This window comes from Variovorax sp. SG517 (assembly GCF_013376045.1).
Classification (GTDB): domain Bacteria; phylum Pseudomonadota; class Gammaproteobacteria; order Burkholderiales; family Burkholderiaceae_C; genus Variovorax.
The window spans coordinates 243,574-267,299 of sequence record NZ_JABMJG010000006.1 but is presented as its reverse complement, the minus strand read 5'-3'; the positions used below and the strand labels follow the sequence as shown (position 1 = coordinate 267,299).

General features: G+C 65.5%; 21 protein-coding genes and 1 pseudogene. 7 read left to right on the top strand and 15 right to left on the bottom strand.

The genetic code is table 11. From position 1 onward, the window contains the following. Positions 1 to 22: 22 nt before the first annotated feature. The 3 genes and pseudogenes from FHT32_RS19885 to FHT32_RS19875 all read left to right on the top strand — a co-directional run. The gene (locus FHT32_RS19885) at positions 23 to 1,066 is read left to right on the top strand and encodes a tripartite tricarboxylate transporter substrate binding protein (RefSeq protein WP_176666317.1); all 1,044 of its coding nucleotides are present in this window, start codon (positions 23 to 25) and stop codon (positions 1,064 to 1,066) included. Between the two features lie 10 nt (positions 1,067 to 1,076). Further along, positions 1,077 to 1,469, top strand: a complete 393-nt coding sequence (locus tag FHT32_RS19880) for a chorismate mutase family protein (protein WP_176666316.1) — start codon at positions 1,077 to 1,079, stop codon at positions 1,467 to 1,469. 72 nt (positions 1,470 to 1,541) lie between these two features. Beyond that, a pseudogene (locus FHT32_RS19875) lies at positions 1,542 to 1,919 on the top strand (transposase); the annotation flags it as partial. 227 nt (positions 1,920 to 2,146) lie between these two features. On the opposite strand, the gene FHT32_RS19870 reads toward FHT32_RS19875, so the two are convergent. Beyond that, positions 2,147 to 3,064: an MBL fold metallo-hydrolase gene (locus FHT32_RS19870; protein WP_176666315.1), complete on the bottom strand. Its 918-nt coding sequence runs from the start codon at positions 3,062 to 3,064 to the stop codon at positions 2,147 to 2,149. 203 nt (positions 3,065 to 3,267) lie between these two features. After that, a complete protein-coding gene (locus FHT32_RS19865) occupies positions 3,268 to 4,755 on the bottom strand; it encodes a catalase (protein WP_176666314.1) in 1,488 nt (495 codons plus the stop codon). A 242-nt stretch (positions 4,756 to 4,997) separates the two neighbouring features. On the opposite strand from FHT32_RS19865, the gene FHT32_RS19860 reads away from it, so the two are divergent. Further along, on the top strand, positions 4,998 to 7,727 hold the full coding sequence (locus tag FHT32_RS19860; protein WP_176666313.1) for a winged helix-turn-helix domain-containing protein: 2,730 nt from the start codon (positions 4,998 to 5,000) through the stop codon (positions 7,725 to 7,727). Between the two features lie 37 nt (positions 7,728 to 7,764). On the opposite strand, the gene FHT32_RS19855 is transcribed toward FHT32_RS19860, so the two are convergent. Next, the gene (locus FHT32_RS19855; protein WP_176666312.1) at positions 7,765 to 8,106 is read right to left on the bottom strand and encodes a hypothetical protein; all 342 of its coding nucleotides are present in this window, start codon (positions 8,104 to 8,106) and stop codon (positions 7,765 to 7,767) included. A 331-nt stretch (positions 8,107 to 8,437) separates the two neighbouring features. Here FHT32_RS19855 and FHT32_RS19850 point away from each other — a divergent pair, with 331 nt between their 5' ends. Together FHT32_RS19850 and FHT32_RS19845 are read left to right on the top strand one after the other, a co-directional pair. Further along, complete coding sequence (locus tag FHT32_RS19850; RefSeq protein ID WP_176666311.1) at positions 8,438 to 9,184, top strand: gluconate 2-dehydrogenase subunit 3 family protein; 747 nt, start codon at positions 8,438 to 8,440, stop codon at positions 9,182 to 9,184. Between the two features lie 11 nt (positions 9,185 to 9,195). Next, positions 9,196 to 10,959, top strand: a complete 1,764-nt coding sequence (locus tag FHT32_RS19845) for a GMC family oxidoreductase (RefSeq protein ID WP_176666310.1) — start codon at positions 9,196 to 9,198, stop codon at positions 10,957 to 10,959. 16 nt (positions 10,960 to 10,975) lie between these two features. On the opposite strand, the gene FHT32_RS19840 is transcribed toward FHT32_RS19845, so the two are convergent. Beyond that, the gene (locus FHT32_RS19840; protein WP_176666309.1) at positions 10,976 to 12,169 is read right to left on the bottom strand and encodes an MFS transporter; all 1,194 of its coding nucleotides are present in this window, start codon (positions 12,167 to 12,169) and stop codon (positions 10,976 to 10,978) included. A gap of 96 nt (positions 12,170 to 12,265) precedes the next feature. Between FHT32_RS19840 and FHT32_RS19835 the strand changes: the two genes are divergently transcribed. After that, entirely contained in the window at positions 12,266 to 13,075 is an 810-nt protein-coding gene (locus FHT32_RS19835; protein ID WP_371132206.1) for a helix-turn-helix transcriptional regulator, read from the top strand. Positions 13,076 to 13,089: 14 nt separating this feature from the next. On the opposite strand, the gene FHT32_RS19830 is transcribed toward FHT32_RS19835, so the two are convergent. The 11 genes from FHT32_RS19830 to FHT32_RS19780 form a co-directional block, all read right to left on the bottom strand. Further along, positions 13,090 to 13,497 carry a cupin domain-containing protein gene (locus FHT32_RS19830; RefSeq protein WP_176666308.1) on the bottom strand — a complete coding sequence of 136 codons (408 nt, stop codon included), beginning with the start codon at positions 13,495 to 13,497 and terminating at the stop codon, positions 13,090 to 13,092. A 156-nt stretch (positions 13,498 to 13,653) separates the two neighbouring features. Next, on the bottom strand, positions 13,654 to 14,307 hold the full coding sequence (locus tag FHT32_RS19825) for an acyloxyacyl hydrolase (RefSeq protein ID WP_256099069.1): 654 nt from the start codon (positions 14,305 to 14,307) through the stop codon (positions 13,654 to 13,656). Between the two features lie 65 nt (positions 14,308 to 14,372). Continuing rightward, on the bottom strand, positions 14,373 to 15,125 hold the full coding sequence (locus FHT32_RS19820) for a hypothetical protein (RefSeq protein ID WP_176666307.1): 753 nt from the start codon (positions 15,123 to 15,125) through the stop codon (positions 14,373 to 14,375). A gap of 30 nt (positions 15,126 to 15,155) precedes the next feature. Continuing rightward, positions 15,156 to 16,391 (bottom strand): hypothetical protein, encoded by a 1,236-nt coding sequence (locus tag FHT32_RS19815; protein WP_176666306.1) that lies wholly within the window; start codon positions 16,389 to 16,391, stop codon positions 15,156 to 15,158. Positions 16,392 to 16,506: 115 nt separating this feature from the next. After that, a complete protein-coding gene (locus FHT32_RS19810) occupies positions 16,507 to 17,637 on the bottom strand; it encodes an iron-containing alcohol dehydrogenase (RefSeq protein ID WP_176666559.1) in 1,131 nt (376 codons plus the stop codon). Between the two features lie 120 nt (positions 17,638 to 17,757). Then, positions 17,758 to 18,681 carry a LysR substrate-binding domain-containing protein gene (locus FHT32_RS19805; protein ID WP_176666305.1) on the bottom strand — a complete coding sequence of 308 codons (924 nt, stop codon included), beginning with the start codon at positions 18,679 to 18,681 and terminating at the stop codon, positions 17,758 to 17,760. 135 nt (positions 18,682 to 18,816) lie between these two features. Then, complete coding sequence (wrbA, locus tag FHT32_RS19800; RefSeq protein ID WP_176666304.1) at positions 18,817 to 19,446, bottom strand: NAD(P)H:quinone oxidoreductase; 630 nt, start codon at positions 19,444 to 19,446, stop codon at positions 18,817 to 18,819. Positions 19,447 to 19,537: 91 nt separating this feature from the next. After that, positions 19,538 to 20,488, bottom strand: a complete 951-nt coding sequence (locus FHT32_RS19795; RefSeq protein WP_176666303.1) for a ring-cleaving dioxygenase — start codon at positions 20,486 to 20,488, stop codon at positions 19,538 to 19,540. 65 nt (positions 20,489 to 20,553) lie between these two features. After that, the gene (locus tag FHT32_RS19790; protein WP_176666558.1) at positions 20,554 to 21,237 is read right to left on the bottom strand and encodes a nitroreductase; all 684 of its coding nucleotides are present in this window, start codon (positions 21,235 to 21,237) and stop codon (positions 20,554 to 20,556) included. 160 nt (positions 21,238 to 21,397) lie between these two features. Beyond that, positions 21,398 to 22,294 (bottom strand): tryptophan 2,3-dioxygenase, encoded by an 897-nt coding sequence (locus tag FHT32_RS19785; RefSeq protein WP_176666302.1) that lies wholly within the window; start codon positions 22,292 to 22,294, stop codon positions 21,398 to 21,400. A 28-nt stretch (positions 22,295 to 22,322) separates the two neighbouring features. Continuing rightward, positions 22,323 to 23,717: an amidase gene (locus FHT32_RS19780; RefSeq protein WP_176666301.1), complete on the bottom strand. Its 1,395-nt coding sequence runs from the start codon at positions 23,715 to 23,717 to the stop codon at positions 22,323 to 22,325. Positions 23,718 to 23,726: the final 9 nt, after the last annotated feature.

The following is a 23,726-nucleotide window of genomic DNA, read 5'->3' as shown; positions in this document are numbered from 1 at the left end:
TTCGATCTCCAACGTCCTACCCATGTCCCTTCATCTTTTTCGATCGCTCTCCGCGCGTCTGCTGTGTCTGGCCGGCGTGCTCGCCTGTGTCGGCATCGCCTGCGCGCAAACACCCGGTTCGAGCCGCCCGAACCTTGGTCCACCGGAGCCCGCGGGCAGCTCGGGCCTGAACTGGCCCACACGACCGCTGCGCCTCGTCGTCGGCTTTGGTGGCGGTTCCTCGCCGGACTTCGTGGCACGCGTACTGGCCGCGCCCATGGCGAAGGCATTGGGCCAGCCGGTGATTGTCGAGAACCGCTCGGGCGCCAGCGGCAACATCGCTGCGGACATCGTCGCGAAGTCCACCGACCAGCACACGATCGGCATCCTCATCAACGGCAACATGACCATTGCCAAGATCCTCAATCCGGCGCTCTCCTACGACCCGCAGAAGGATCTGGTGCCGCTCAGCATCATCTGCACCGCCCCGCTGGTGCTCGCCACGACGCCGGAGGCATCGAGAACGGACGCCCGCGGCTTTCTCGATGCGGCGCGTGCCGCGGGCAACAGATGGAGCTACGGCTCGCCCGGCATCGGAACGATTGGCCACCTCGGCATGGAACTCCTGAAGGCGCGCACCGGCATCGGCGCCATGCACGTGCCCTACCAGGGCAATCCGCAGGTCATCACCGGGTTGATCGGTGAGCAACTGCAGCTGGCGCTGCTTCCGCCGGGGCTCGCCGACGAACAGGTCAAGGCCGGAAAGCTGCGCGCGATCGGCGTGACTTCGCCTCGCCGCTCCGCACTCGTGCCGGACTACCCAAGCCTGCAGGAAGTGGGGCTGAAGGATTTCGAACTGGAGATCTGGACGGCCGCCGCGGCGCCCGCGAGCCTGCCGGCGCCCATCGTGCAGCGCCTGAACCGGGTGCTCGCGGAAGTCATCCGGCTGCCCGAAGTGCGACAGCAGCTGTTCCAGCACGGCTACGAGGCCGTTGGCCTCTCGGGCGAGGCGCTCGTGCGCCGGGTGAAGGCGGACACGGCCGCGCTTGCCCAGATCATCGCGAGCCAAGGCATCCGGCTCGAATAAGGAAATCCACATGACATCAGCACAACAGTCGCATTCGACCGGGCCCCAGGAGGCCGTGGCCCCGGCTCCGGAAGGCGCAAGCACGGGCCTCGTCGCCGACAGCGAGACGGCCCAGCAGGTCCTGCAGTCGCTGCGCGACGAGCTCGACGGGTTGGACAGGTCGCTGCTTGAGGTCTTGAGGCAAAGGCTTGTCTGCTGCTGCCGTATCGGTCTTCACAAGCGCAACCACGCAATTCCGATGATGCAGCCCCATCGCATCGGCATCGTGCAGGAGCGCGCGGCAGTCTTTGCCGTCGAGCACGGCATGAGTCCCGTGTTCGTGCGCACGCTTTACGAGTTGATCATCACCGAGACCTGCAGGCTCGAGGACGAGATCATCGGCGCGTCCGCAACCTCCGGATGAGCTTGTACGCCCTCTGTTCGAACGAGTGCCGGCCAGGGCGCTGCGGCCTCGCGCTCCCGCTGCACCTTCGCCGACGCGCCCAAGCAATGGCTGGATGCGCAGCGGTAGAAGGTGCCGGACGGTTCAGCGACGACCAAGGCCTTGTACTACAGCCGAAGACGCTGGGTCGCGTTGACGCGCTACCTGGAAGACGGGCGACTGCCCATCGACAACAACTGGGTTGAGAACCGGATCAGGCCCGTTGCACTTGGCAGGTCGAACTGCCTCTTCGGGGGCAGCCTGCGCGCGAGCAAACGGGCCGCAGCCGTGAAGGGCCTTCTGCGTTCGGCGCGCGCCAACGGGTACGACCCGTACGCGTATCTGTGCGACGTGCTGGGGCGTCTGCCACTCCAACCTGCCAGCCGGATCTTCGAATTGCCGCTGCATGATTGGACGCAGCGTCGTTCGTGACATAGCAAGTAACCTCGCAGGCTCCCACGATATCTATCGTTGGCTTGGAATCCATCACCAACGATGCCCCCTCAGCATCTACGCGCCAGCGCCGACGATCGCTGCTGTACGCCTCGCTCCGAAGCGGGAATCGCCAGGCGAATTTTTGCCGACCCCTGGCTGATGTCTAACTCCTTGCGGCTAGTTCAGTTGTGTCACATTGCCTTTCAGATGCTGTGGCTGCGCGGTCAATAATCCCAGATGATCGGAACCCAGCGAAACGCCTCGCCATCAACCGCGACGTGGCCTAGCGATGGGAACGGCAGGTGGGCGGCAACCAGCAGCCCGCCGGTTTGTGCCAGTTCCCGGAAAAGGCGCATGCGGACGCGAGCAGCCTCCTCGGGGTCGTGCTCGAAACCGTTTTGCCAGTCGGGGTGATCGAATCCGACCGGAAACACGGCGTCCCCCGCGAAAGTCAGCCGGTCACCGCCTGACACCAGGTCGACCACGCTGTGCCCAGGAGTGTGACCGCCGGTGTGGCGAACGATGACACCCGGCGCAACTTCACGCGTGCCTTCGAAGGTCTGTAGCTTGTCGCGGTATTCCTCGTAGAAGCTCTTGGCTGTCGACCGCAGCACCTCAGGCACCGGGTTCGGCATGACGGTGCGAGTGAAGTCGGGCGAGGTCCAGAACTTGACCTCGGCCTCGGAGACATGAATGCGCACATCCCGGCGCAGGCGTTCCTTGACGCCCGGGACCAGCAGCCCGCCTACGTGGTCCATGTGCATGTGAGTCAGGATCACATCGGTGACGGACTCGAGCGCGATGCCGGCGGCTTCGAGTCGCTGGGGGAACTGACCGGCACGCGGGAAGCCCGAGAACTGACCGCCCAGACCAGCGTCGATGAGGATGGTCTGGGCGCCGCTGCGGGCCACCATCACGTTCAGCGGCCAGTCGTACTTGTCGGGTGGCATGAACATGTCGCTGAGCCAATTCGCAAGATCGGCGGGGGCTGCATTGGTGGCCATCGTCGAAGTAGGCAGCGGCAGCACGCCGTCGCTGACCACCAGCGCCTCAATCTCGCCGACTTTCAAGGCATAGCGGGACGGCACAAGCTCTTCGACTTTCTTGGTGCCCGATTGCTGGGTTTCATCTACGGAAAACATGACGGAATCTCCAAAAGAGGTAGCTCGATCACTCGAGCCGAGCCAGCCCGGGGCTGGCAGGACGTGCCGTTCAACAGTGGGGTTGTCGGGCGCGGATCACGACACGAGGCCGCATGTCGCCAAGAGTAGGCAGGACAGGACCGATGCGGTAGGCATGCACAAGGGCACACGGTGGTGACTGAAACGCACCAAACATGTCATCCTCAGGTTGCGGATCCTTGCGCCGAACGCGTAGCCAGTCCCAGCGCGTTCGCAACGCCCGCGCCGTAGGCTGCATCCGCTTTGGCGCAGTTGCCGACGTGCCTGCGCTTGATGAACTCCGGCGCATCACCCATGGCGCGTGCCGTGTTCTCGAACAGCACCAGCTGCTGCGCAGGCGTCATCAGACGGAACAGGTCACCGGGCTGCTTGAAGTAATCGGCGTCGTCTTCGCGAAAGTTCCAGAAGTCGGCATCGCCGCGCAGCCTGAGGGGAGGCTCGCGATAGCCGGGCTGTTCCTGCCACTGGCCGAAGCTGTTGGGCTCGTAGTGGGGCAGGCCGGCGTAGTTGCCGTCGACGCGTATCGCGCCGTCCCGATGATTGCTGTGCACGGGGCATCGCGCGGCGTTCACCGGGATCTGGTGATGGTTCACGCCCAGTCGGTAGCGCTGCGCGTCGGAATAGGCAAACAGGCGCGCCTGCAACATCTTGTCAGGGGACACCCCGATGCCCGGGACGAGGTTGTTGGGCGCGAAGGCGCTTTGCTCCACATCGGCGAAGAAGTTCTCTGGATTGCGATTGAGCTCCATGACGCCCACCTCCACCAGGGGGTAATCCTTCTTCGGCCAGACCTTGGTGAGGTCGAAGGGGTGGTAGGGCACGCTCTCGGCATCGGCCTCGGGCATGATCTGGACGTGCAGCGTCCATCGGGGGAAGTCTCCGCGCGCGATCGCATCGAAAAGATCGCGCTGGTGGCTCTCGCGGTCCGCACCCACAAGGTTCGCGGCCTCGGCATCGCTGAGATTCCTGATGCCCTGTTGCGTCTTGAAGTGGAACTTGACCCAGAAGCGCTCGTCGCGCGCGTTGACGAAGCTGTAGGTGTGCGAGCCGAAGCCGTGCATGTGGCGGTAGCTCGCCGGGATGCCGCGGTCGCTCATCACGATGGTGACCTGATGCAGCGCTTCGGGCAGCAGCGTCCAGAAGTCCCAGTTGTTGGTGGCGCTGCGCATGTTCGTGCGCGGGTCGCGCTTCACGGCTTTGTTGAGGTCGGGAAACTTGCGTGGATCGCGCAGAAAGAACACAGGCGTGTTGTTGCCTACCAGGTCCCAGTTGCCTTCCTCGGTATAGAACTTGAGCGCGAAGCCGCGGATGTCGCGTTCGGCATCGGCCGCGCCGCGTTCGCCGGCCACGGTGGTGAAGCGCGCGAACATCTCGGTTTTCTTGCCGACGGCGCCGAAGAGCTTGGCGCGGGTGTACTGGGTGATGTCGTGCGTGACGGTGAAGGTGCCGAATGCGCCCGAGCCCTTGGCATGCATGCGACGCTCGGGAATGACCTCGCGGTTCAGGTTGGCAAGCTTCTCGATGAGCCACACATCCTGCATGAGTAGCGGGCCGCGCGGTCCGGCCGACAGGCTGTTCTGGTTGTCGGCCACTGGCGCGCCGAAGGCGGTAGTCAGAGAAGTCTTGTTCGACTGCTCGGGTGGGGTATTCATGGAAAGACTCTTGTCGTTGGTGTTCACTGTCTTTCCACTCTAAGAATCTTCCGCGCATGCCTGCATCTGCCGTTGGGTAGAGGTCGCGGCACACGATGGGATGGTGCGTCGAAACCTCTGATGAGCTAGGCGGAGGGCACTCGCCCTGCATCTCCAGAACGGTTCGTCCAGTGAATGTTTTCGTCTAACATGAAGGCAGCAGATGAGCCGCTCGAATCCCTCCGTCGCACCGCGAACCACCCATGCAAGAACGCGCCGCTGAGTCGCCCGAACGGACTGATCTGGCGGAGGTTCGCTGGCGTTTCGGCCCCTTCATCCTCAAGGAAATGCAGCGCCGGCTCGAGCGCTCGGGTGAAGCGGTGCGGCTCGGCCCCCGTGCTTTCGACCTGCTGCTTCAGCTCATCAAGCGGCCCGGCGAATTCATCGGCAAGGAAGAACTCCTCTCGGCGGTCTGGGCGGGCGTGGTGGTCGAGGAGTCCAGCGTGCGCGTTCACATGTCGATGCTGCGAAAGTCGCTCGGGCGGCCGGGCGAAGGGGACGGTTGCGAGGAGTGGATCTCCAACGTGCCCCAGCGGGGCTATCGATTCAACGCCAGGGTGCATCGCGAGCCTCTTGATGTCGTCGAAGCGCCGCCGCCTTTCCCGGCTCCTTCTTCTTTTGCCAAGCCGCCGGCCCGGTTGACCGAACTGGTCGGTCGTGAAGCCGATGTGCAGAGCATCCTTTCAGCGCTTGAGGCCAACCGATTGGTCACCATCGTCGGCACGGGAGGCATCGGAAAGACCAGCGTCGCGATCCATGTCGCGGAGCGCTATCAGCTGCAGCGTGCCGCGCCGATAGCGTTTGCCGATCTTTCGTCATTGATTTCGCAGGACCACGTGCCAGGCACTCTGGCGCGATCGGTGGGGGCCGCCGCCGACATGCCCGACACCTTGCAGGCCATCGTCCAGAGCCTTGCCGGACAGAAGGTACTCTTGCTGATCGACAACTGCGAGCACGTCATCGACGTGCTCGCGCCATTGATCAACGAGCTGCTGATCGCCTTGCCAGAAATGCGCATCCTGGCGACCAGCCGCGAGTCGATTCGGGTGACGGCCGAGTACGTCGTGCGGCTGCCGCCGCTGGCGGTTCCCGGCGCGGAAGGGGTGCCTCTCGCCAAGGCCCTGAAGTGGTCCTCGGTCCGGCTGCTGGTCGAGCGCGCCAAGGCGGCGGGCGCAGGTGTATTCAATGAAGCGCACGGTCCTCTGCTGGCCCGGATCTCGCGGCAGGTCGATGGCATTCCGTTGGCCATCGAACTTGTGGCGGCGCGTCTTGGTGTGCAATCGGTCGCCGATCTGGCGCGCACATTGGACGATCACATGCGACTGTATGCCATCGCCAATCGGGCCGTCTCGGCACGCCACCGCACGCTGGCCGCCGCGCTCGACTGGAGCATCGCGCTGCTGGACGAGACGGAGCTGCGGTTCTTCCGCCGGCTGTCGGTGTTCCGGGGGCGCTTCGACGTGGCCGCAGCACTCGGCATCAACGCCGACATGGATGGCGATGTCGCGTTCGACGCGCTGATCTCGCTGACCAACAAGTCGCTGATCTTCTTCGACACTAGCGACAGCGTCTCGCCCTATCGCCTGCTGGACACCACGCGCAGCTACGCGAGTGCGCTGCTCGAACGCAGCGACGAATACCCGGCCATGCTTCGGCGTCATGCGTCGTACATGCTCGATGTGATGAAAGCAGCCACGGCTGAGCTGGCGCAACTGGCCGAACAGGCCTGGGGCGAGCGCTACGCGTACCGCCTCGACGACGTTCGCTTCGCGCTGGAGGTCTGCCTGGTGTGGCAGCCCGACGCCGGGTTGGGCGCGGCGCTGGTCATCGCGTCGATGCCCCTGTGGTTCCATCTCTCGCAAGTGGCCGAATACCGCGAGAGGGTCGCGGCGGCGCTCACGCTGATTGAGCAGCAACCCGAACCCGATCTGGAGAGCGCAACCTGGTTGAGAACCGCCTTGATCACGGCACTGCTGAACACCCGGGGCTCGAACGACGACCTGAATGCCGTCTGTGATCAGGCGTTGGCGGGCGCGCTGGCGCTCAAGATGCCGGTGCTGGAGCTGCGCGCACGCTGGGGCCGCTGCACGCACGATATGTTTCGCGGGGAGTACGCCGCGGCCCTGCGGCACTCGCAGCCTGTTCTTGCGCTTGCACGGTCGGGGGAGGACCCGGCCGCACTCATCCTTTCCCACCGCGTGAGCGCGATGGCCAATCATTTCTGCGGCAAGTTCGATGTGTCCCGACAGCACAGCGAGGCGTCGATCGCCATCTCCGCCGGCGCCGGGCGCACGCATGCCAACATGCTCGGGCCGGATGCGAGCGTGGCGGCGATGGCGGTGCTGTGCCGCACATTGTGGGTGCAAGGCGATACGGCCAAGGCACTCGAGGTTGCCCAGGCCGCCGTTTCCCGGGCCGAATTGCTGGCCAACTCCCTCTCGGTGTGCTCCGCGCTGTATGGCGCCTGTCCTGTCGCGCTTTGGTCTGGCGAGACGGAGTTGGCGCGCCGGTGGGTCGCGCTGATGATGGAGGAGGCGCAGCGCCGTGGCTTGCTGGGCTGGCTCCGGTATGCCGAGTGGTTCCAGCAGGGACTGCAGCTCGCGACGGCCGACGACCGGCATCCGCTCGTGCAGGACGTGTCTGCACGGTTCGCCACCTATGACGCACCGCGCAGGGAAATGCTCGTGACGTTCTGCCCCGATTGGTTCGACGACCAGTTGATCGAGCGGCTCGCGCAAGGCGAAGGACTGTGGTGCGCCGCAGAGGTCTGGCGCGCCGCGGGCTGGCGCAGCGAGCGCCGTGGCATGACGGACGAAGCCGAGGGCTTCTACCTGCGCGCGATCGAGACGGCCAGGCAGCAGCGCGCGAAGGGCTGGGAACTGCGCGCTGCCCGGAGCCTCGCCGTCATGCGGTCCGGCCCGGACCACGCATAGCAGGCCGAGCGATGGGGCGATGGGACGGTTGGTCGCCCTATGTCCATGCCCGAGGGCACGAATCGGCCAAGCGACGCGCCAGATACGCCGCAGCTTGGTCGTGGTCGTAGAAGCGGCCGTTCCGGGTGAACCCGGACTGCACTGACGACTTCAACGACAACGCCTTGCCGGTGACCGATCGCGCGACGACCACCTCGTCGGGCAGGCCGTCGATCATGTGGACCGGCGCGAGCCGGCCGTCGGCAAAGCGCGCGGCGTAGACACGACCCGTTTCCGTGTTGCGGAAGGCAGGCCGGAATCCAAACGAGCGATGTTCGGAGATGACACCGCCGCTGTCCTGGTGCGCGATGCCTTCCTGTTTGAGGATTGATGGATTCATGTGCTCACCCCGTGATCGATGTTGCGGAATATCGTGACACGTGGGAGTCGATGCTAGGCAGGGCGACGCATGGGGCGGAAGGCTGCTCTGCCGCATCGCGGTGTTTCCAGCCAGGCAACTGTGAGGGCGCGAGCACCCTGGTGAGAGCGGACCTGCCCGCGTGCCATTGATGCTGGCTGCGCAACCCGCTGGTTCCCTAAACCGGCCTACCGGTCGACGTGTCGGCTTCATAGCATGAGCGCCCAACAGTACCGCAGGTCGAGGCCGCGAGGTGGCAATGGCTGCCTGTGTGGCGCGCACTCGGCCGCACTCTCGTTCAAGAAAGAATCTCATGCCCATCGATGACCGAGAGCCGCCCGCGCGGCGTCTCTTCCTGCGCCGGCTCGGCGGCGCGTCCGGCGCGGCGCTTGCGGCGCCCATGCTGCTCGGCGGAGCAGGCACTCCACCTGCTCCGGCGCGAGATGCCGCAGCCCGCGACGCTGAGAAGTCCCGCGAGTCAGGCTACCTGTCGCTAGGGCCCCGGGAGGCAGCCTGTGTCGAAGCCCTGGTCAACATGATGTGTCCCGCCGACTCGCTCACGCCGAACGGCGTCGATTGCGGCCTGCACATCTACATCGACCGGCAACTGGCCGGTGCCTGGGGGCGCGGCGACCGGCTCTACCGCCAAGGCCCGTGGCGACCCGGCAAGCCGCAGCACGGCATGCAGTCGCCATTGACGCCGGAGGAGCAGTTCAAGGCCGGAGTCGCCGCATTGAATCGGGAAATCCGTCGGCGCACGGGCAAGGCCATCGAACAACTCAACCCCACCGAGCTCGACGGGCTGCTCCAGGACGTTGCGGCCGGCAGATGGGACGACGAACGTTTCGCGCTCGGCGAGTGGTTCGACAACTGCTTCTATCCGCTGTTCGTGCAGGCCTGTTTCGCGGATCCGCTCTACGGCGGCAACCGCGACAAGGCCTTCTGGCGGGCGGTTGGCTATCCGGGGCTGCCGGCCTTGCACGCACGCAATGTCGTGGAGTACCGCGGCCGGCCCTATCCAGGTGCAGCGGCGCCGCAGTCGATCGAGGACTTCAGCTGAAGGCGGATGCCATGACACTCAAGAAACTACCCAGGCGCACCGTCGTTTTCGTCGGCGGCGGCCTCACCGCGGGCCTTGCCGCGCGGCAACTGATGAACACCGGCATCGACGTGCTCGTGCTCGAACGCGGTGGCGATCTCACCGGCAGCGCCGCAGCGACCTTACCCAACCAGCGCGACGAGTTGCGCTGGGGCGTACGCAATGGCCTGGTGCAGAACTGGGCCACTGAGACCTACACGCTGCGCCACGCCGCCAGCGAACAGGCCCTGCCTATCCGCCGCATGGAGGCTTTCCTCCCCGGGGACGGCATGGGCGGCGCGGCCAACCACTGGAACGGGCAGACCTGGCGCTGGGCGGAATACGACCCCACACTGCGCACCCACCTTGAGAGTCGTTATGGCAAGGCGGCCATACCCCGTGAGATGACGGTCCAGGACTGGGGCGTCAGCTACGCGGAGATGGAACCGTATCACGACCTCTTCGAGCGCCTCTTCGGCATCGCGGGGCAGGCGGGCAACATCGGCGGACGGCTCATCGATGGCGGCAATCCGTTCGAAGCACCGCGACGGCGGGATTTTCCCCAGCCACCGCTGGAGATCCTGGAATCGGGCCGGATCTTCCAGGCCGCTGCGCAGAGCCTGGGGTACAAGCCGTTCCCGCTGCCGGCGGCCAACTCGCCGCGCGCCTACACCAATCCGGACGGAGTGAACCTGGCGCCGTGCCAGTACTGTGGCCATTGCGAGCGCTTCTTCTGCGAAGCCAATGCCAAAGCCAGCCCCGCAGTGTTGCTTTATCCAATGCTACAGAAGCACCGCGACTTCGAGATCCGGCTGCACGCGCAGGTGACAGGCATCGACTACGACCGCACGGCCAAGCGTGTGACCGGCGTGCGGTTCATCGACCTAGGGACTGCGCAGGAGTATGAACAGCCGGCCGACGTCGTCGTGCTCTCCGGCTTCACGATGACAAACACCAAGCTGCTCCTCGCGAGCGGCATCGGCAAGCCTTACGACCCGAAGACCGGCAAGGGCGCGGTGGGCAAGAACTTCTGCTACCAGGTGATGTCGTCCGTGCCCGTTTTCTTCAAGGACCGATGGATCAACCCTTTCATGGCTACGGGCGCCTCGCAGATGGTGGTGGATGAGTTCAACGGCGACAACTTCGACCACACCGGCCTGGGCTTCTTCGGTGGCGGCTACATCTACGCGAACGTGACCAACGGCCGCCCGATCAATTCGCGCCTGCTGCCTGCCGGAACGCCGCGCTGGGGCACCGCCTGGAAGCAGGCCAACGCGGACTGGTACGCGCACGCCTTCAACGTGGCCGTGCACGGAAGCAACTACCCGCACCGTGAGAACTACCTCGACCTCGACCCGGTCTACCGCGACGCCTACGGCCAGCCCTTGCTGCGCATGACCTTCAATTTCCACGATAACGACCACCGGATGAGCGAGTACGTGACAGGCAAGGCTGCGGGCATCGCGCGTGCCATGGGCGCCACCATCGTCGGCGCACCTCAGCCGCGACGCGGTGACTTCGACGCGAGGCAGTACCAGACCACGCACACCACCGGTGGAACCATCATGGGCGTCGATCCCGCGACGAGCGTGGTGTCTCCCCGGTTGCAGCACTGGGATGCGCAGAACCTCTTCGTAGTCGGCGCTTCGGTCTACGCGCACAACGCCGGCTACAACCCCACGGGGCCGCTCGCGGCGCTGGCGCTGCGCTTGGGCGACGACCTCGTGCGCTATGCCCGCCAGCCGCAGATGTTGTGAGCGGGGGCCGCGTGGCTCAGGCCCCGATGTGCCTGGCCCGGCCTACCGAGAGGCCCAGCGCGCACATCGCGATGCAAAGCACCGCGCAGACCACGAGCGGCGTGGTCCAGCTTCCCGAGGACCCGTGAAGGAAACCGATGAATGTCGGTCCGACGGCCGCGAGCAGGTAACCGATGCATTGCGACATGCCCGAGAGAGACGCCGCGATCTTCTGGTTGGCTGCACGTAGCCCTACGAAGGCGAGGCTCAGGATCAGCGCGGCGCCCATTCCCATGCCGAATGCGAAGACCCAGAGGGGTGCCAGTGAAGGCATCGCGAGCAGGCCTACTAGACCGAGTGCGCTCAGCGCCGGAGACGCGAAGGAGATCCAGCGCTGGTCGGGCATGCGCTGCAGCAGCGGCATCAGCAGCAGCGCGGGAATGGCGCCCGCCAGCTGCATCCATCCGTGCAGCGCACCAGCACGAGCACTCGAATCTCCGGCTTCCTGAAGGATCGACGGCAGCCACGCGATGGCGGCGAAATGGATGAAGCAGGTCAGCCCGAGGTAGGCGGCGACCTGCCAGGCCAGCGGAGCCTTCCATACCGAGGCACCCGGTGCCTCCGTCGCGAGGCCGGGCGCCGAGGTCGTGCGAAGACGCAGTTGCGGAAGCCACAAGATGGCAGCGGCCAGCGGAAGCAAAGCGACGCTGCCCAGTGAGGTCGGCCATCCGGCACCGAGCGCCTGGTCCAGCGGGACGGCGACGGCGGATGCCAGGCCGGCGGCGGTGATCATTGCCAGCGCATAGCAGGCCGTGAGCCTGGCCACGTGAGCAGGAAAGTCGCGCTTCAGCAGGCTGGGCAGCAGCACGTTGGCGACGGCGATGGCGCTACCGATGACGCAGGTGCCTACGTACAGCGCGAACGTGGTGCCTGCGGACCGCACGGCGATGCCGGCGATCAGCAGGACCAGGGCCGCGAACAGCACGCGCTCCAGGCCGAAGCGATGCGCAACGCCAGCCGCGAAGGGCGAGACCACGGCGAACGCGAACAGCGGCAGCGTGGTCAGCAGGCCGGCCGCGGAGGCGCCGAGCGCGAAGCTCGCGCGAACAGGTTCGAGCAGCGGGCCCAGCGCGGTGATTGGTGCGCGCAGGCTGGCGGCGGTGCAGAGGATGCCGATCAGCAGCAGTACAGAGTGTTGCGAGGAGCGCACCTGTGAAGTCGAAGAATGCATGGTGTTGGAAGTGATGCTGTGTCGCTCTTGAATCTAGCGATGACGCCCCTTTCGGGATGACTGCCGACTGACAGAAGATTCGCGAATCCGGTCAAAATGAAAAACGTGAGCTCCGACCGAGCAGGCCCCTGGAACTTCGAGTTCGACAAGATGGATGCCGACGTCGCGGCATGGCGGATTCGTCCCCTTGGGCACGACGAAGCGCTGGCGATGCACGCGCATGCCCAGGGACAGCTGGTGATGGTGTTGCATGGCGCCATGACCTGCGAGGTGCCCGGCGCGCTGTGGATGGCGCCCGTCCAAGGCGGGCTCTGGATTCCAGGCAACGTGCCGCATGGAAACCGCCTGACGGCCGATGCGGATGTGTGCTTTCTCTTCGTGGCGAGTGACGCCGCGGACATGCCGCGGGACTGCTGCGCAGTGGGCATCTCGCCCCTGCTGCGAGAACTCATCCTCCATCTGGCTACGCCTCCCGGGGGCGATGTGCCTGACGGCGAAATCGGGCGCCTCCATGCCGTTGTGCTCGACCAGCTCGTGCGCATGCACGCGGAGCCGATGCACCTGCCGGTGTCCGACGAGCCACGCCTGCGCAGGCTGGTCGCGGAGTTGATGGCCGACCCCGCCGAACGCTCCACCGCCACGCAGTGGGCATCGCGTCTTGCGATGAGCGAGCGCACCTTCGGACGCCTAATCCGGCGCGAGACGGGCATGTCCTTCGGCCGATGGCGCCAGCGGCTGCAGCTGATCGTGGCGTTGCAGTGGCTGTCTTCGGGGCAGTCGGTGCAGCAGGTGGCCGTCGACCTGGGCTACGACTCGGTAGGCTCGTTTATCGCGATGTTCAAGAAGGCGATGGGCAAGCCACCGGCGCGCTACCTCGCCGAACAGCGCCTTGCGCACGGCCGGTGAGTTTGCCCCACTGCTTACTTCACCGGAATGAAGAAGTCGACGCCCTTGTCCTTGATGAGTGTCACAGTGAATCGGGCCGACTGCGTGCTGCTCGCGTTGCGCCCGACGGTGTGGATGTCGTTCGGCCCCTCGTAGAAGGTCTGACCCTTGGTGAGAGTGACCTCCTTGCCGCCCTTGACGCCCATGACGATCGAGCCCTCGAGCACGTACACGAATGCGTGCGCGTCGTGCCTGTGGACCGGGTCGACCGCGCCCGGGGGGTACTCGACGCTAATCATCAGTACTTCCTTGCCGGGAATGTTGGGCAGGTCGTGCGTCAGCAGCGGCGTCACGATGGCCGCAGGCGCGGCGATCGTGTGCTGTGTGAGCAAGACGCTGCACGCCAGCAGGATTCGGCTTCCGGTTTTCCTGATCAAAGACATTGGTTCTTCCTTTCGATGGCCCGTCATGTCGGGCCGGGTTGCAACGATCGACGCGAAGCGTCGATCTTCTTGAAGGCTCACTTTGCCGGGTGAGCGCTGGATTGCCATGCCCTCGACGGGGCAGGCCGGTCTATCCCTTTGAGGTACTACGACGCGCTAGAAGCGCCGTGCGTAGCGGACCTGGATGAAGTTCTCTCCAGGGTTCGGATGCTTTATGCCGGCGTTCGAGAAGTGCTCCAGCCGCAACGAAATTTCGTGCTGGCCGCGCTCGCCGAAGCTTCGACCCACTGCCAAGTGCGTTCCGAAGTTGAAGCTGGTCGAGAAACTCTTTTGCCTCGTTCGATAGACGGATGAAGTCACCGTCAAGCCGATCCCTGCCTCGACGAACCACGGGGACGCCCCGTCGTCGGGCCGGTAGCGCAGCACGGGCACCAGCGCGACTTGCGACAGCTGCGAAAGCCCGGCCCGGTCCCGCGACTGGATGTGCCAGTACGAGTACGAGGCTTCGAGATAGCTGCTCACTTCTCCGGTGCCGAGTTGCCACCGATAAGGCATGTCCCAGGTAAGCCCTGCCGTCAGGGCGCGGGTGCTGTGCGCAGAGCCGAGTTGCGTGAAGAAGGAAGAGGGTTGGAGCAATGAGGTTTCGGCACTAGCCGCCTGTGGAAGGCATGCGCCCAGGCCGAGCAGGGCCGCTGCCGCGGCATGGCGCGTGAGACGGAGTTGAGCCCCCCTGGGGGCCATACGGAGAGTTGGATCGGACATTTGCGTTGCGGAGGTATCGAACGGCACGGGCACCACCGTGTCGTTCAAGGCATCAGAGATTCAGAGGGTCAGGGCAGGCGCATGGTGTGCCTGTGCGTACCGGTCGATGAGGGCTAGGGAGCCACGGTGAACGCCAGCGCGGCGTCGGTCGCTGCGACCGCTGGCACGTCGGTGGGCGTCTCGAAGCGCCCGTTCAGGCGATTGCCGGCCGGGTCTTCAAGGGTGCCGCGCGCGACGAGCCTGTACTCGCCCGCGCGCCAAGGCGTGCGCGGGGTGAATGTCCAGATGCTCTCGCCGTCTTTCAATAGCGCGCGGCCGTTCACGCGTCGGCCGCGCCAGTCGGCGACCGCGAGGTAATCGGCGTCCCGGCCGTCGATGGGGCCGTCCAGGGTCACGACGAGCGGCTGCCTCGATGCGGCGCGAACCGGCGACAGGCGCCACGCCGAAGCCATGGGACCGTTCGTGTCCACGGGGCCGACGCGCCAGTGCTGGATGGGACGGTCATCGAGCGTCAATGTCACGTCGTCGCCGTCAACCAGGATTGGTCCCAGGGCCTCGCGCGCGTTCAGCCCGGTCTTGACGCGCCCTGGATGCAGCAGCACCGTCAGAATCCGGCCACTGGGGGACCAGAGTTCCTGCTCGAGAAAGGGTTGCGCAAGGGGCTTCCCATCAGGACGCAGCAGCGCGATCCTTGGAAGCACTGGGCCTTCGATCCGCGTCGCGAACTCGATGGAAAGGCGCAGAAGGTTGGCCGGCACCTGGCTCGCGGACGGCTGCACGCGCACCACCTGCACGGTTGCCGGAGATGGTGCTGGCGGCGTAAGGGAGGCGGCGTGCGAGCCGTGCAGGGCCGCAGCGAGCGCCATGGCGCCGCACAGTCGACGAAGAGGCACCGCTTACTCCGATGCCTTGATCAGGTCCGGGAATCCTTCGTCCTTCAGCAGCATGTCCTGCCGCGGCTTGATGTTCTGCAGCTGGAAGTCGTTGCCCTTGAAGCTGTACTCCGCGAAAGCGTATTCCGAGACATGGTCGGTCAGACGGAAGCTCAGTTCCTTGCCGATGGAGACGAGCTGCAGCGCGTCTTTCTCGAGCCGGCGGCGTACCACCACGAACGATTTCTCGTCGAGGTTGTCCAGCCTCAGCGTACCGGCCAGTGGCGCCTGCATCACCTCGACGCCGGCGAGTTGCCCGAAGGGCACCTGCTTTTCGATGCCGGGTCGGGAACCCGTCGCCTCCAGCTGCGACACGGGGATGATGTTCGACACCCGGTCGAAGTTGGCCAGCAGCAGGAAGTCTTCGGTCTTGCCCTGCTCGGTGCGCGAGTAGGAAATCATGTCGGCCGGCGTGTTGCCATAGCCGAGCTCGGCAACGGTCTTGCCACGGATGTGTGCGCCGTCCTTCAGGTCGTCGAGCGGAATCGTCACCAGCGGGGTGCAGGTGTAGGCGGCGACCAGGTACGGCTTGCCGCCCCAACTCGCGAAGCTCATCGCGCGGATGGGGGCGCGCGTCTCGATCAGGTTGTGGCCCGCGTGATAGATCTCTACCGAGGTGATCGACTGCTTCGAGTCGAACGGGTATCTGATCCGGCGCAGCGTCGAGGCGAAGTCCTGGTTCGAAAGACCGGCCACGAAGAGCTCGCCATCGCGCCACTTCATGTCGGTGACGGTGAAGCTGCGCTCCGGAGTTTCCTTCCAGAAGCTGTAGTCCGTGGTGGGGGCGTCGCGCAGGGCGACGGAGGTCGAAGCCGCTGCCTTCAGGTCGATGCGGCGCGCCTTCCTGTCGCTGGTGACCATGATGAGTGCGGGCGTCTTCGCGTTGCCGTAGCTCACGGCGACGTACACCTGTGCGGTGCCGGGCCGCACGACCATGTCCTCCACCGTGACCTTGGCGCCGCCGACCTGGGCGGAGAGCAGTGACTCGAGGTCAAGGATGTTGAAAGCGGAGCCAGAGGGCTGCTGCGGCGCCGCTGGCAACGAGATCGCGTGAACGCGGGCGACTTTCCAGTCGGCGATGAACAGGGTATTGCCGGGACCCGCGGCAATGCGTGAGATGGATTTCACGTCCGCGGCGGCGGCGCCGAAGGCTGTGCAAAGGCCGCAGGCAAGGACGGCGGTGATGGTGCTGAGACGCATGGGAGCTCCTGGAAGGGAAAGGGACCCCATCGATGCTAGGAACGCGCGCGTCTCGGCGGTAGGCATGAGCAAGGGACCACGGCGTTGTCCGCAAGGCACCAATGGCGCCTTCGGTTCACCACAGGCTCTGCAGCAACTCGTCGAGCTTGACGCTCGCGTTGTCGCCGAGATCGGCCACTTCATTGGGATAGTTTTTCTTCAGCAGCCGGGCGACCTCGGGGAGCTTGGCCGGATCGAGATCGAACGCGCTGATGCGGTCGGGCAGGCCGAGCGACTTCACCACCTGCGAGATCTGTTCGGCCAGGTGGGCTGCAACATCTGCATTCTGCGAAGCACTGGAGGGCGTCGCGGCGAAGACGCCGAGCTTGTCCCCGTAGAAGTCAGCGCAGGCACGTATCACCGGTGCCAGCGTGATGCAGGAGGTCACGCTGTGCGGCAGGCCAAAGGTGCCGCCCAAGATGTGGCCGATGCGGTGACTGAGGCCATAGATGACCGAAGCTGGCGAGAAGTAGCACTGCCACGCCGCGAGCTGCAATTGCAGCAGGTCGTCGGCCGTCACCAGCCCCTGCTCGAGCGCCGCACGTGTTTCCACAGCTTGTGGCCATTTCTGCAGGATGTGCAGAAACCGGGCTAGGCCGCTGGCCGCCATGATCGCGTGAGGATGCTCCTTCGTGACCTTGCGCATGCCCTCCACCGCATGGTCCATGCCTTTGACGGCCGATGCGAGCAGCAGCGAGCGCGGGGTGTCGGACACGAGCACCGGATCGATCACGACCACCTTCGGCACCGTCTCGCGCACCGCATAGCTGCGCTTGAACTTCTGCGGGCCGTCTGTCTCGGTGATGCCGAAGTAGTGCGAGAACTCGGAGCCCGACAGCGTGGTGGGCAAGGCGGTGATGGGCAGGTAGCGCCCGGTCTTCTCGTGATGCAGATGCGATACCGCCTTGGCCGCGTCGAGCACCGATCCGCCGCCGAGCGCGACGATCGATCCGGCACCGGCTTGCAGGCAGGCGTCGAGCCCTTCCTGCACCGCGACGTCCGGCACGTGCGCGGGCAGTTCCGTGAAGCTGCCCGCCTGCTCCTTCAGGTTGGGCTGGACGCAGCTGCGGTAGAGGGCTTCCAGAGGCGCCACCGTGAAAGTGATCGGTCGATGGATGCCATGATCGCCGAGCCGTGCAACGACGCCCTGCAGGATGTGTTGGCCCCAGTAGATGCCTTCTTGCGGCAAGCAGTTCAAGTGATTCATGTCGGTCGCACGTTGTATGTCGGACCGACAAGATAGGCTGGGCATCTCCGGGTCACAAGCCGCTGTTTGCCAGACACAGCGTCCATGTGTGTGGACGACGGCGCGGGGCGTTGGAGGGGCTTAGACGAAGTGCGAAGGGTGGTCGAAGGCCGTGATGACCGGGATTTCCACCGCTAGGAAATCGACCAGCGAACGCACCGCCGGAAGCAGGCCGGTGCGAAAGGGAATGAGCGCGGAAATGCGCGCATCCGCAGCCGACCAGTCGGGCAGCAGTTGCTGAAGGGCGCCGGAGCGCAGTTCCGAGCGGCAGATGTAGCCCGGCAGCGCGGCAATGCCCAGGCTGGCGCACGCGGCTTCCTTCAGCGCGACCATGTTGTTGCTCTGGAAGCGTGGATCGATGGGCATCACGATCTCCTCGCGGTGCGGCCCGTGCAACTGCCACTGGAGCGGGCCGTTGCGTACCATCGCGACGGTTGCGTGCTGCGCAAGATCGGCCGGGCTTTCGGGAACACCGTTCTTTTTGAGATAGGCTGGACTCGCGAACAGGTACCACGGCACATCCGCGAGCGCGCGCTGCACCAGCGTGGAGTTTTGCAGCGGGGCTGTGTGTCCGCGTATCGCTAGGTCGAAGCCTTCGCCCACGATGTCCACGTACCGGTCGGTCGCGATCTCGATCACGCGCACCTTCGGATACTGGTTGAGAAAGACAGGAAGGATCTCGCGCAGCGCGAACTGCGCGATCTCCACCGCCGTGGTCAGGCGGATCACGCCGCTGGGCTCGGTCAGGCGCTGGCGTACGGCCTCTTCGGCGACCTCGGAGCTGTGCAGCATCGCCACGGCGTACTCGTAGAACTCCTTGCCGATGTCGGTCATGCCGAACTGCCGCGAGGTCCTGTTGAGAAGTCGCACGCCCAAGTAGCTCTCCAGCTCCTGGACGCGATGGCTCAAGGTCGACTTCGGCAGGCGCAATGCCGTGCCGGCGGCCGTGAAGCCTCCACGGTCGACGACCTGCACGAAGTAGAAGACATCCTTCAGATCCAACATCGGCGGCCTGCGAAGAGCGCTGGGAAGAGGGTGGTGGGATGCCGCGCGAGGCGGCAGTGTGGCCCGAGCATAGCGCCAGGGGCGATCCGCGCAGCGGGTGCCATCACCACTCCTGCAGCCTGCTTCCTGGCTCCCTCAGGCCGCTTCGGCAACGGCTTTCGGCAGGCGCAGCGCCCGCGCGGTGAGCGCCACGCGACGCCCCTGGTAGGCGGCCACCGCGAGCTCTTCAGCCGCGGGCATCACCGAGTCCTTGTGGGAGACGTGCGTCGCGCCGTAGGGCGTGCCTGCGGCGAACATCGCGGGGTCGGCGTATCCAAGCGGGACGATGATGAGCCCGAGGTGCGCCATGGGGCCGTACAGAGAGAGCAGCGTCGCCTCGTTGCCACCGTGCCTCGACGAGGTCGAGCCGAACACCGAGCCGACCTTTCCGTTGAGCTTGCCCTGGAACCAGAGGCCACCCAAGGAATCGATATAAGCCTTGAGCTCCGATGCGATGGAGCCGAAGCGCGTCGGCGTACCGAAGACGACGGCATCTGCCCAGTCGGCATCGGCTTCGGTCGGCGCCTCGTACTTCGCGTTCATCGCGCTGGCGCGCTCAGACCACTCGGGCACATCGCGCATGATTTCCGGAGCGACGAACTCCCGGGCGCGGCGCAGTCGCACTTCGGCCCCTTCGGCCGCCGCGCCTTGCGCGATGGCGTTGGCGAGGCGTTCGGTGGAGCTGTTGCGGGAATAGAAGGCAATGAGGACTTTGGGTTTGGACATGACTTTGCCAGTAGGCGAGTGACAAGAAGAAAAGCAGACGCTTCCCCGGAGCTGCCTGCTCCGGGAGGCGTCGTGGAAGAGCGGGCGGCGCTCAGACCGTGATGGGTTCCAGGCGGCCCAGCAGTTCGTCCCTGCGGGCGCGCAGCCATGGAGGCAGCTGGAACTCCGAGCCGAAATGACCGGGTTCCTCGTCGATCGCGAAACCGATGTCGGTGGTGGCGGCCTCGAACATCACGCCGCCGGGCATCTTGAAATACATCGAGCGGAAGTAGTTGCGGTTGACCGACTCGGATGTGTCGATGTGACCCATCGACATCAGCTTTTCCTTGATCTGCATCTGCTGCTCCACGTTGTCCACCGCGAAGGCGACGTGGTGGATGGTGCCCTCGCCGTAGATCGACGAGCCCTGCAGCCGGTCCGGCTCGTGCAGGAACTCGACGATCGTGCCGGGTACGCCATCGGCGGTCTCGAATCGGTGGTGCGGGCCCGACTCGCCGACATAGCGGAACGCCAGGGCGTCCTGCATGAAGATGATCGATTCGGCCACCTCGCGCAGCGACAGCGTGATGCTGTGCACGCCGCGGATCGCGTATTGGGCGGGAATGTCCTCGGCCGTGCACGGAGGGCGCGTGTCGCGGTCGGACGCTACCAGGTCGAACTCGATGCCGCATGGGTGCTGGAAGCGCTGCCGCTGCTCACCGAAGCGCTCGACCACGTCGGCATCGAAGGTCACGCCGTGGGCGCGGAAGCGATCGCGCCAGAAGTGAAGCGAGCCTGCCGGCACCGAGTAGTTGATCACCTTGATCTGGCCCGAGCCGCGACGGCCCTTCACGCCCTTCTGCCGGAAGGGGAACGAGGTCACCAGCGTGCCGGCATCGCCCTGGGCGTTGCCGTAGTAGAGGTGGTAGACGGGGTCCTCGCCGTCCAGCAGCACCGTTTTCTTGACCAGGCTCTGGCCTAGCAGCTTGACGTAGAAGTCCACGTCTTCCTGAGCACCGCTGACGCAGGCCGTCAGGTGGTGGAAGCCTTTGATGATCGACATGGGATGAGTCCTCTCTTGTTGGATGCGGATGGATGCGACCGTCGCGATGGCGGCAGGGTGGTTCGTCACTGCTCGATGAATGACGCGAAACTCTCGACTTCGTGCTTCTGCAGGGTCATGCGGTTCTCGGGCAGGTCGTTGTCGGCCCAGCCCATCGACATGCCGGCGATCACCATTTCGTCGGCCGGGATGCCGAGCTCGGCGCGCAGCACGTGGTGCTGCAGCGACCAGATCTGCTGCGGGCACGTGTCGAGGTCCCGTCCCTTGGCAGCCAGCATGACGTTCTGCAGGAAGCAGCCGTAGCACAGGAAGCTGGCCCACTCCAGGCGGCGGTCCATGGTGAAGATGATGCCCACTGGCGCGTCGAAGAAGAGGAACTGGCGCTCCACGTCGCGCATGCGCCCGACCTTGTCGCTGCGGTGCACGCCCTGTGCGTCGCCAAGCTGGCCGCGGAAGGTGTTGAACCGCGTCGAATAGGGCTCGTGCAGGGGCTGCGGGAAGAACGGGTACTCCGGCGCCAGCTTGTCGTGGTTGGCGCGGAACTCCGCCACTGCGGCCTTGGTGACGCGCTCGCGGGCCTCACCGGTCACGACGTAGCAGCGCCAGGGCTGCGTGTTGCTCGAGCTCGGCGCATACTTGGCCACCGAGAGAATGTCCTTCACCACATCGAGCGGAACGGCGCGGTCGACGAAGCCGCGCTTGCTGCGTCGCTCCCGGATCAGGTCGTCGATGAACGGCGTCGTGTGCATGGGCGTAGGCTCCATCAAGAGGTTGGCTGACATGGCTCGTCTTTCTCGCTTTCGCGGTGGATGGTTGGAAATCGTAGGTACGCCCCGGCTGCCCGGGAAGACCCCATTGCTTGCACATTGGGTCCCGGAATCGCGAACGACCGGGAGCCCGCGAACACTTTCAGCGGCGTTGTCCAGCCATGTGCGGACACACGGGCGGCGGATCGCCGATGAAGGTGCGCGACGACCAGAGCTCGGGGAACGGAATCTCCTCGAGCGTGGGCATGAGCCACGCGACGCCTTCGGTGCCGAAGTAGGCCGGCCGCGCACCGAAGGTGCGGCGCGTGGCCATCAGGTGCCGGAACTTCCAGTTGCAGAAGCCCTGTGCGATGTCGGCCAGCACTTCGCCGAGTTGCTGAAGCTCGGAGTGCTTGTCCGGCGCCGCATAGATGTCGCGCCACACCTGCTCGACTTCCTTGCTCGGGGCATAGGGTGCGCTCACATCGCGTTCGAGCAGCGCGCGGGGCACGTTCATGCCGCGCCGCTGCAAGTAGGCGAGCACGTCGTCGTAGAGGCTGGGCTCGGCCAGCGCCTGGCGCAGCTGCGCCAGGCGCTGCGGTTGCGGCTCAAAGTGCTGCAGGTGCACGGCCTGCTTGATGCCGAACAGATAGACCATCTGCCGGTAGGTCCAGCCTTGCAGGGCCGTGTCCTGGCCATAGGTGCCGACGGCGCGTGAAAGTATGGCCAGCAGATCGTTGGGCGTCATCCAGTCGATCGAGCGCCAGATCGCGTCCAGCGGTGCATGGTGGGCCGAGACGCGTTGCAGCGTCCTGTAGGCCTGCGGCAGATCGCCAGCACGCAGGAAGCGCTGCGCCGATTGCATCTCCTTGATGATGAGCATCCAGTAGAGTTCCGACACCTGTACGTGGGTGATCCATGCATGTTCGCCGGGATGGTCGCTGACAGTGCGCTGCAGCGAATGCAGCGTATCGGTTTGTATCCATGCGCTGTAGGGTGTCTGGCCGGGGGGCGTGGTGCCAGGCGTGGGGCGGTCCGTGGATTGCGTGGTGTTGCTCATCTTGTGCTCCTGTTTCCGTGGGGATCTGTCAGCGCATCGGTGATGCGGGGGCTTCGGTGCGAAGCAGCTGTTCCATCTGCCGCGCCACCTGCAGGAGCGCGCCGTCATGGCCCGGCCTGGCGACGATCTGCAGCGCGGAAGGCAACTGACCGTCGCGCGGTGCGAGGGGTATCGAGATCGCTGGAAACCCCGCGACGTTGAAAGGTGCGGTGTAGGCCATCAGGGCCTCGCGCACGGTGCCAGTCCACGCGCCGATGCGGATCGAGCTTTCATGCAGAGCCGGCGCGGTGCAGGGGCACGTCGGGAGCACGAGGACATCGACGCGAGCCATGGCGCGGTGCAGCCTGGCTGTGAAGTCTCTTCGGGTCTGATGGGCGATGGCATATTCGCCGAGCGTCATCGCCTTGGCGCGTTCGAGGCGCTCCACGGTTTCGCGGCTGTAGTGCGCGGCAATCCGGTCCGCATCGTTGTGCCTGAAGTGCCCGGCACCCCCTTCAGTCAGCACGATGTGTGCGAAGGCCTCGTAGGCGCCGTCGAACAGCCCTTCGGCTTCGACGTTCACACAGGCGAAGAACTCGCCGAGTGTCGTGACGGCCGCATCGAAGGCCGATGCCACCTCCGCGGTCGCCGGCACGGGCGGCACCTCCCGGAGTACGCCGAGGCGGGCTCGGGAGAAGCTCCGGTCTCCGAGCGCATCGATGGAAAAGGCGCCGGCCAGGATGGCAATGTCGTCGACCGTCTCGCCCAGAAGTCCCGGGTGGTCCAGCGAGGGGGCCAGCGGAAATATCCCTCGCGTCGGGAGCACGCCGTACGTCGGCTTGAAGCCTGCGACGCCGCAAAGCGCCGCCGGAATCCGCACCGATCCACCGGTGTCGGTGCCCAGTCCCGCCGCCACGGCACCGTAGGCGATGGCCGCGGCCGCGCCACCGCTGGATCCGCCGGGAATGCGCGTCGGGTACAGCGGATTCAGCGTGTCGCCGAAAACCGTGCTGGATGTGGTGACGCCCCACGCGAACTCGTGCGTAGTGGTCTTGCCGAGAACGATCGCGCCGCGCTCGCGAAGCGAAGTCACCAGGTCCGCATCGGTGGTGGGGACGTGGCCGCGCCAGGCCGCCGAGCCGTAGCTGGTTTCGAGGCCCTGTGTGTCGATCAGGTCCTTGACGCCGACGATCAGTCCTTCGAGGGGGCGCGTGCGTCCTTCCGCGTAGCGCCGCTCGCTCTCCCGCGCGGCGCGCAGGGCACCCTCCTCGTCGATAGCGGCGAATGCACGAAGGATGCGCTTGGAAGACTCCGCCGCGTCGAGCGCCTGCTCGACCAAGCCCGACACCGTGATGTGCCGCTGGGCCAGCGCCTGCAACGCGCTGCGAAGGCCAGGGGCGCGAGGGATGGCGCCTACAGGACGGTGATCGCTCTTGTTTGTCATGGCAGTCAG

Excerpts from the sequence above, each read along its gene's own strand:
- FHT32_RS19885 (WP_176666317.1), top strand. The coding sequence starts at position 23 with ATGTCCCTTCATCTTTTTCGATCGCTCTCCGCGCGTCTGCTGTGTCTG.
- FHT32_RS19880 (WP_176666316.1), top strand. The coding sequence starts at position 1,077 with ATGACATCAGCACAACAGTCGCATTCGACCGGGCCCCAGGAGGCCGTG.
- FHT32_RS19870 (WP_176666315.1), bottom strand. The coding sequence starts at position 3,064 with ATGTTTTCCGTAGATGAAACCCAGCAATCGGGCACCAAGAAAGTCGAA.
- FHT32_RS19865 (WP_176666314.1), bottom strand. The coding sequence starts at position 4,755 with ATGAATACCCCACCCGAGCAGTCGAACAAGACTTCTCTGACTACCGCC.
- FHT32_RS19860 (WP_176666313.1), top strand. The coding sequence starts at position 4,998 with ATGCAAGAACGCGCCGCTGAGTCGCCCGAACGGACTGATCTGGCGGAG.
- FHT32_RS19855 (WP_176666312.1), bottom strand. The coding sequence starts at position 8,106 with ATGAATCCATCAATCCTCAAACAGGAAGGCATCGCGCACCAGGACAGC.
- FHT32_RS19850 (WP_176666311.1), top strand. The coding sequence starts at position 8,438 with ATGCCCATCGATGACCGAGAGCCGCCCGCGCGGCGTCTCTTCCTGCGC.
- FHT32_RS19845 (WP_176666310.1), top strand. The coding sequence starts at position 9,196 with ATGACACTCAAGAAACTACCCAGGCGCACCGTCGTTTTCGTCGGCGGC.
- FHT32_RS19840 (WP_176666309.1), bottom strand. The coding sequence starts at position 12,169 with ATGCATTCTTCGACTTCACAGGTGCGCTCCTCGCAACACTCTGTACTG.
- FHT32_RS19835 (WP_371132206.1), top strand. The coding sequence starts at position 12,266 with ATGAAAAACGTGAGCTCCGACCGAGCAGGCCCCTGGAACTTCGAGTTC.
- FHT32_RS19830 (WP_176666308.1), bottom strand. The coding sequence starts at position 13,497 with ATGTCTTTGATCAGGAAAACCGGAAGCCGAATCCTGCTGGCGTGCAGC.
- FHT32_RS19820 (WP_176666307.1), bottom strand. The coding sequence starts at position 15,125 with ATGGCGCTCGCTGCGGCCCTGCACGGCTCGCACGCCGCCTCCCTTACG.
- FHT32_RS19815 (WP_176666306.1), bottom strand. The coding sequence starts at position 16,391 with ATGCGTCTCAGCACCATCACCGCCGTCCTTGCCTGCGGCCTTTGCACA.
- FHT32_RS19810 (WP_176666559.1), bottom strand. The coding sequence starts at position 17,637 with ATGAATCACTTGAACTGCTTGCCGCAAGAAGGCATCTACTGGGGCCAA.
- FHT32_RS19805 (WP_176666305.1), bottom strand. The coding sequence starts at position 18,681 with ATGTTGGATCTGAAGGATGTCTTCTACTTCGTGCAGGTCGTCGACCGT.
- wrbA (WP_176666304.1), bottom strand. The coding sequence starts at position 19,446 with ATGTCCAAACCCAAAGTCCTCATTGCCTTCTATTCCCGCAACAGCTCC.
- FHT32_RS19795 (WP_176666303.1), bottom strand. The coding sequence starts at position 20,488 with ATGTCGATCATCAAAGGCTTCCACCACCTGACGGCCTGCGTCAGCGGT.
- FHT32_RS19790 (WP_176666558.1), bottom strand. The coding sequence starts at position 21,237 with ATGCACACGACGCCGTTCATCGACGACCTGATCCGGGAGCGACGCAGC.
- FHT32_RS19785 (WP_176666302.1), bottom strand. The coding sequence starts at position 22,294 with ATGAGCAACACCACGCAATCCACGGACCGCCCCACGCCTGGCACCACG.
- FHT32_RS19780 (WP_176666301.1), bottom strand. The coding sequence starts at position 23,717 with ATGACAAACAAGAGCGATCACCGTCCTGTAGGCGCCATCCCTCGCGCC.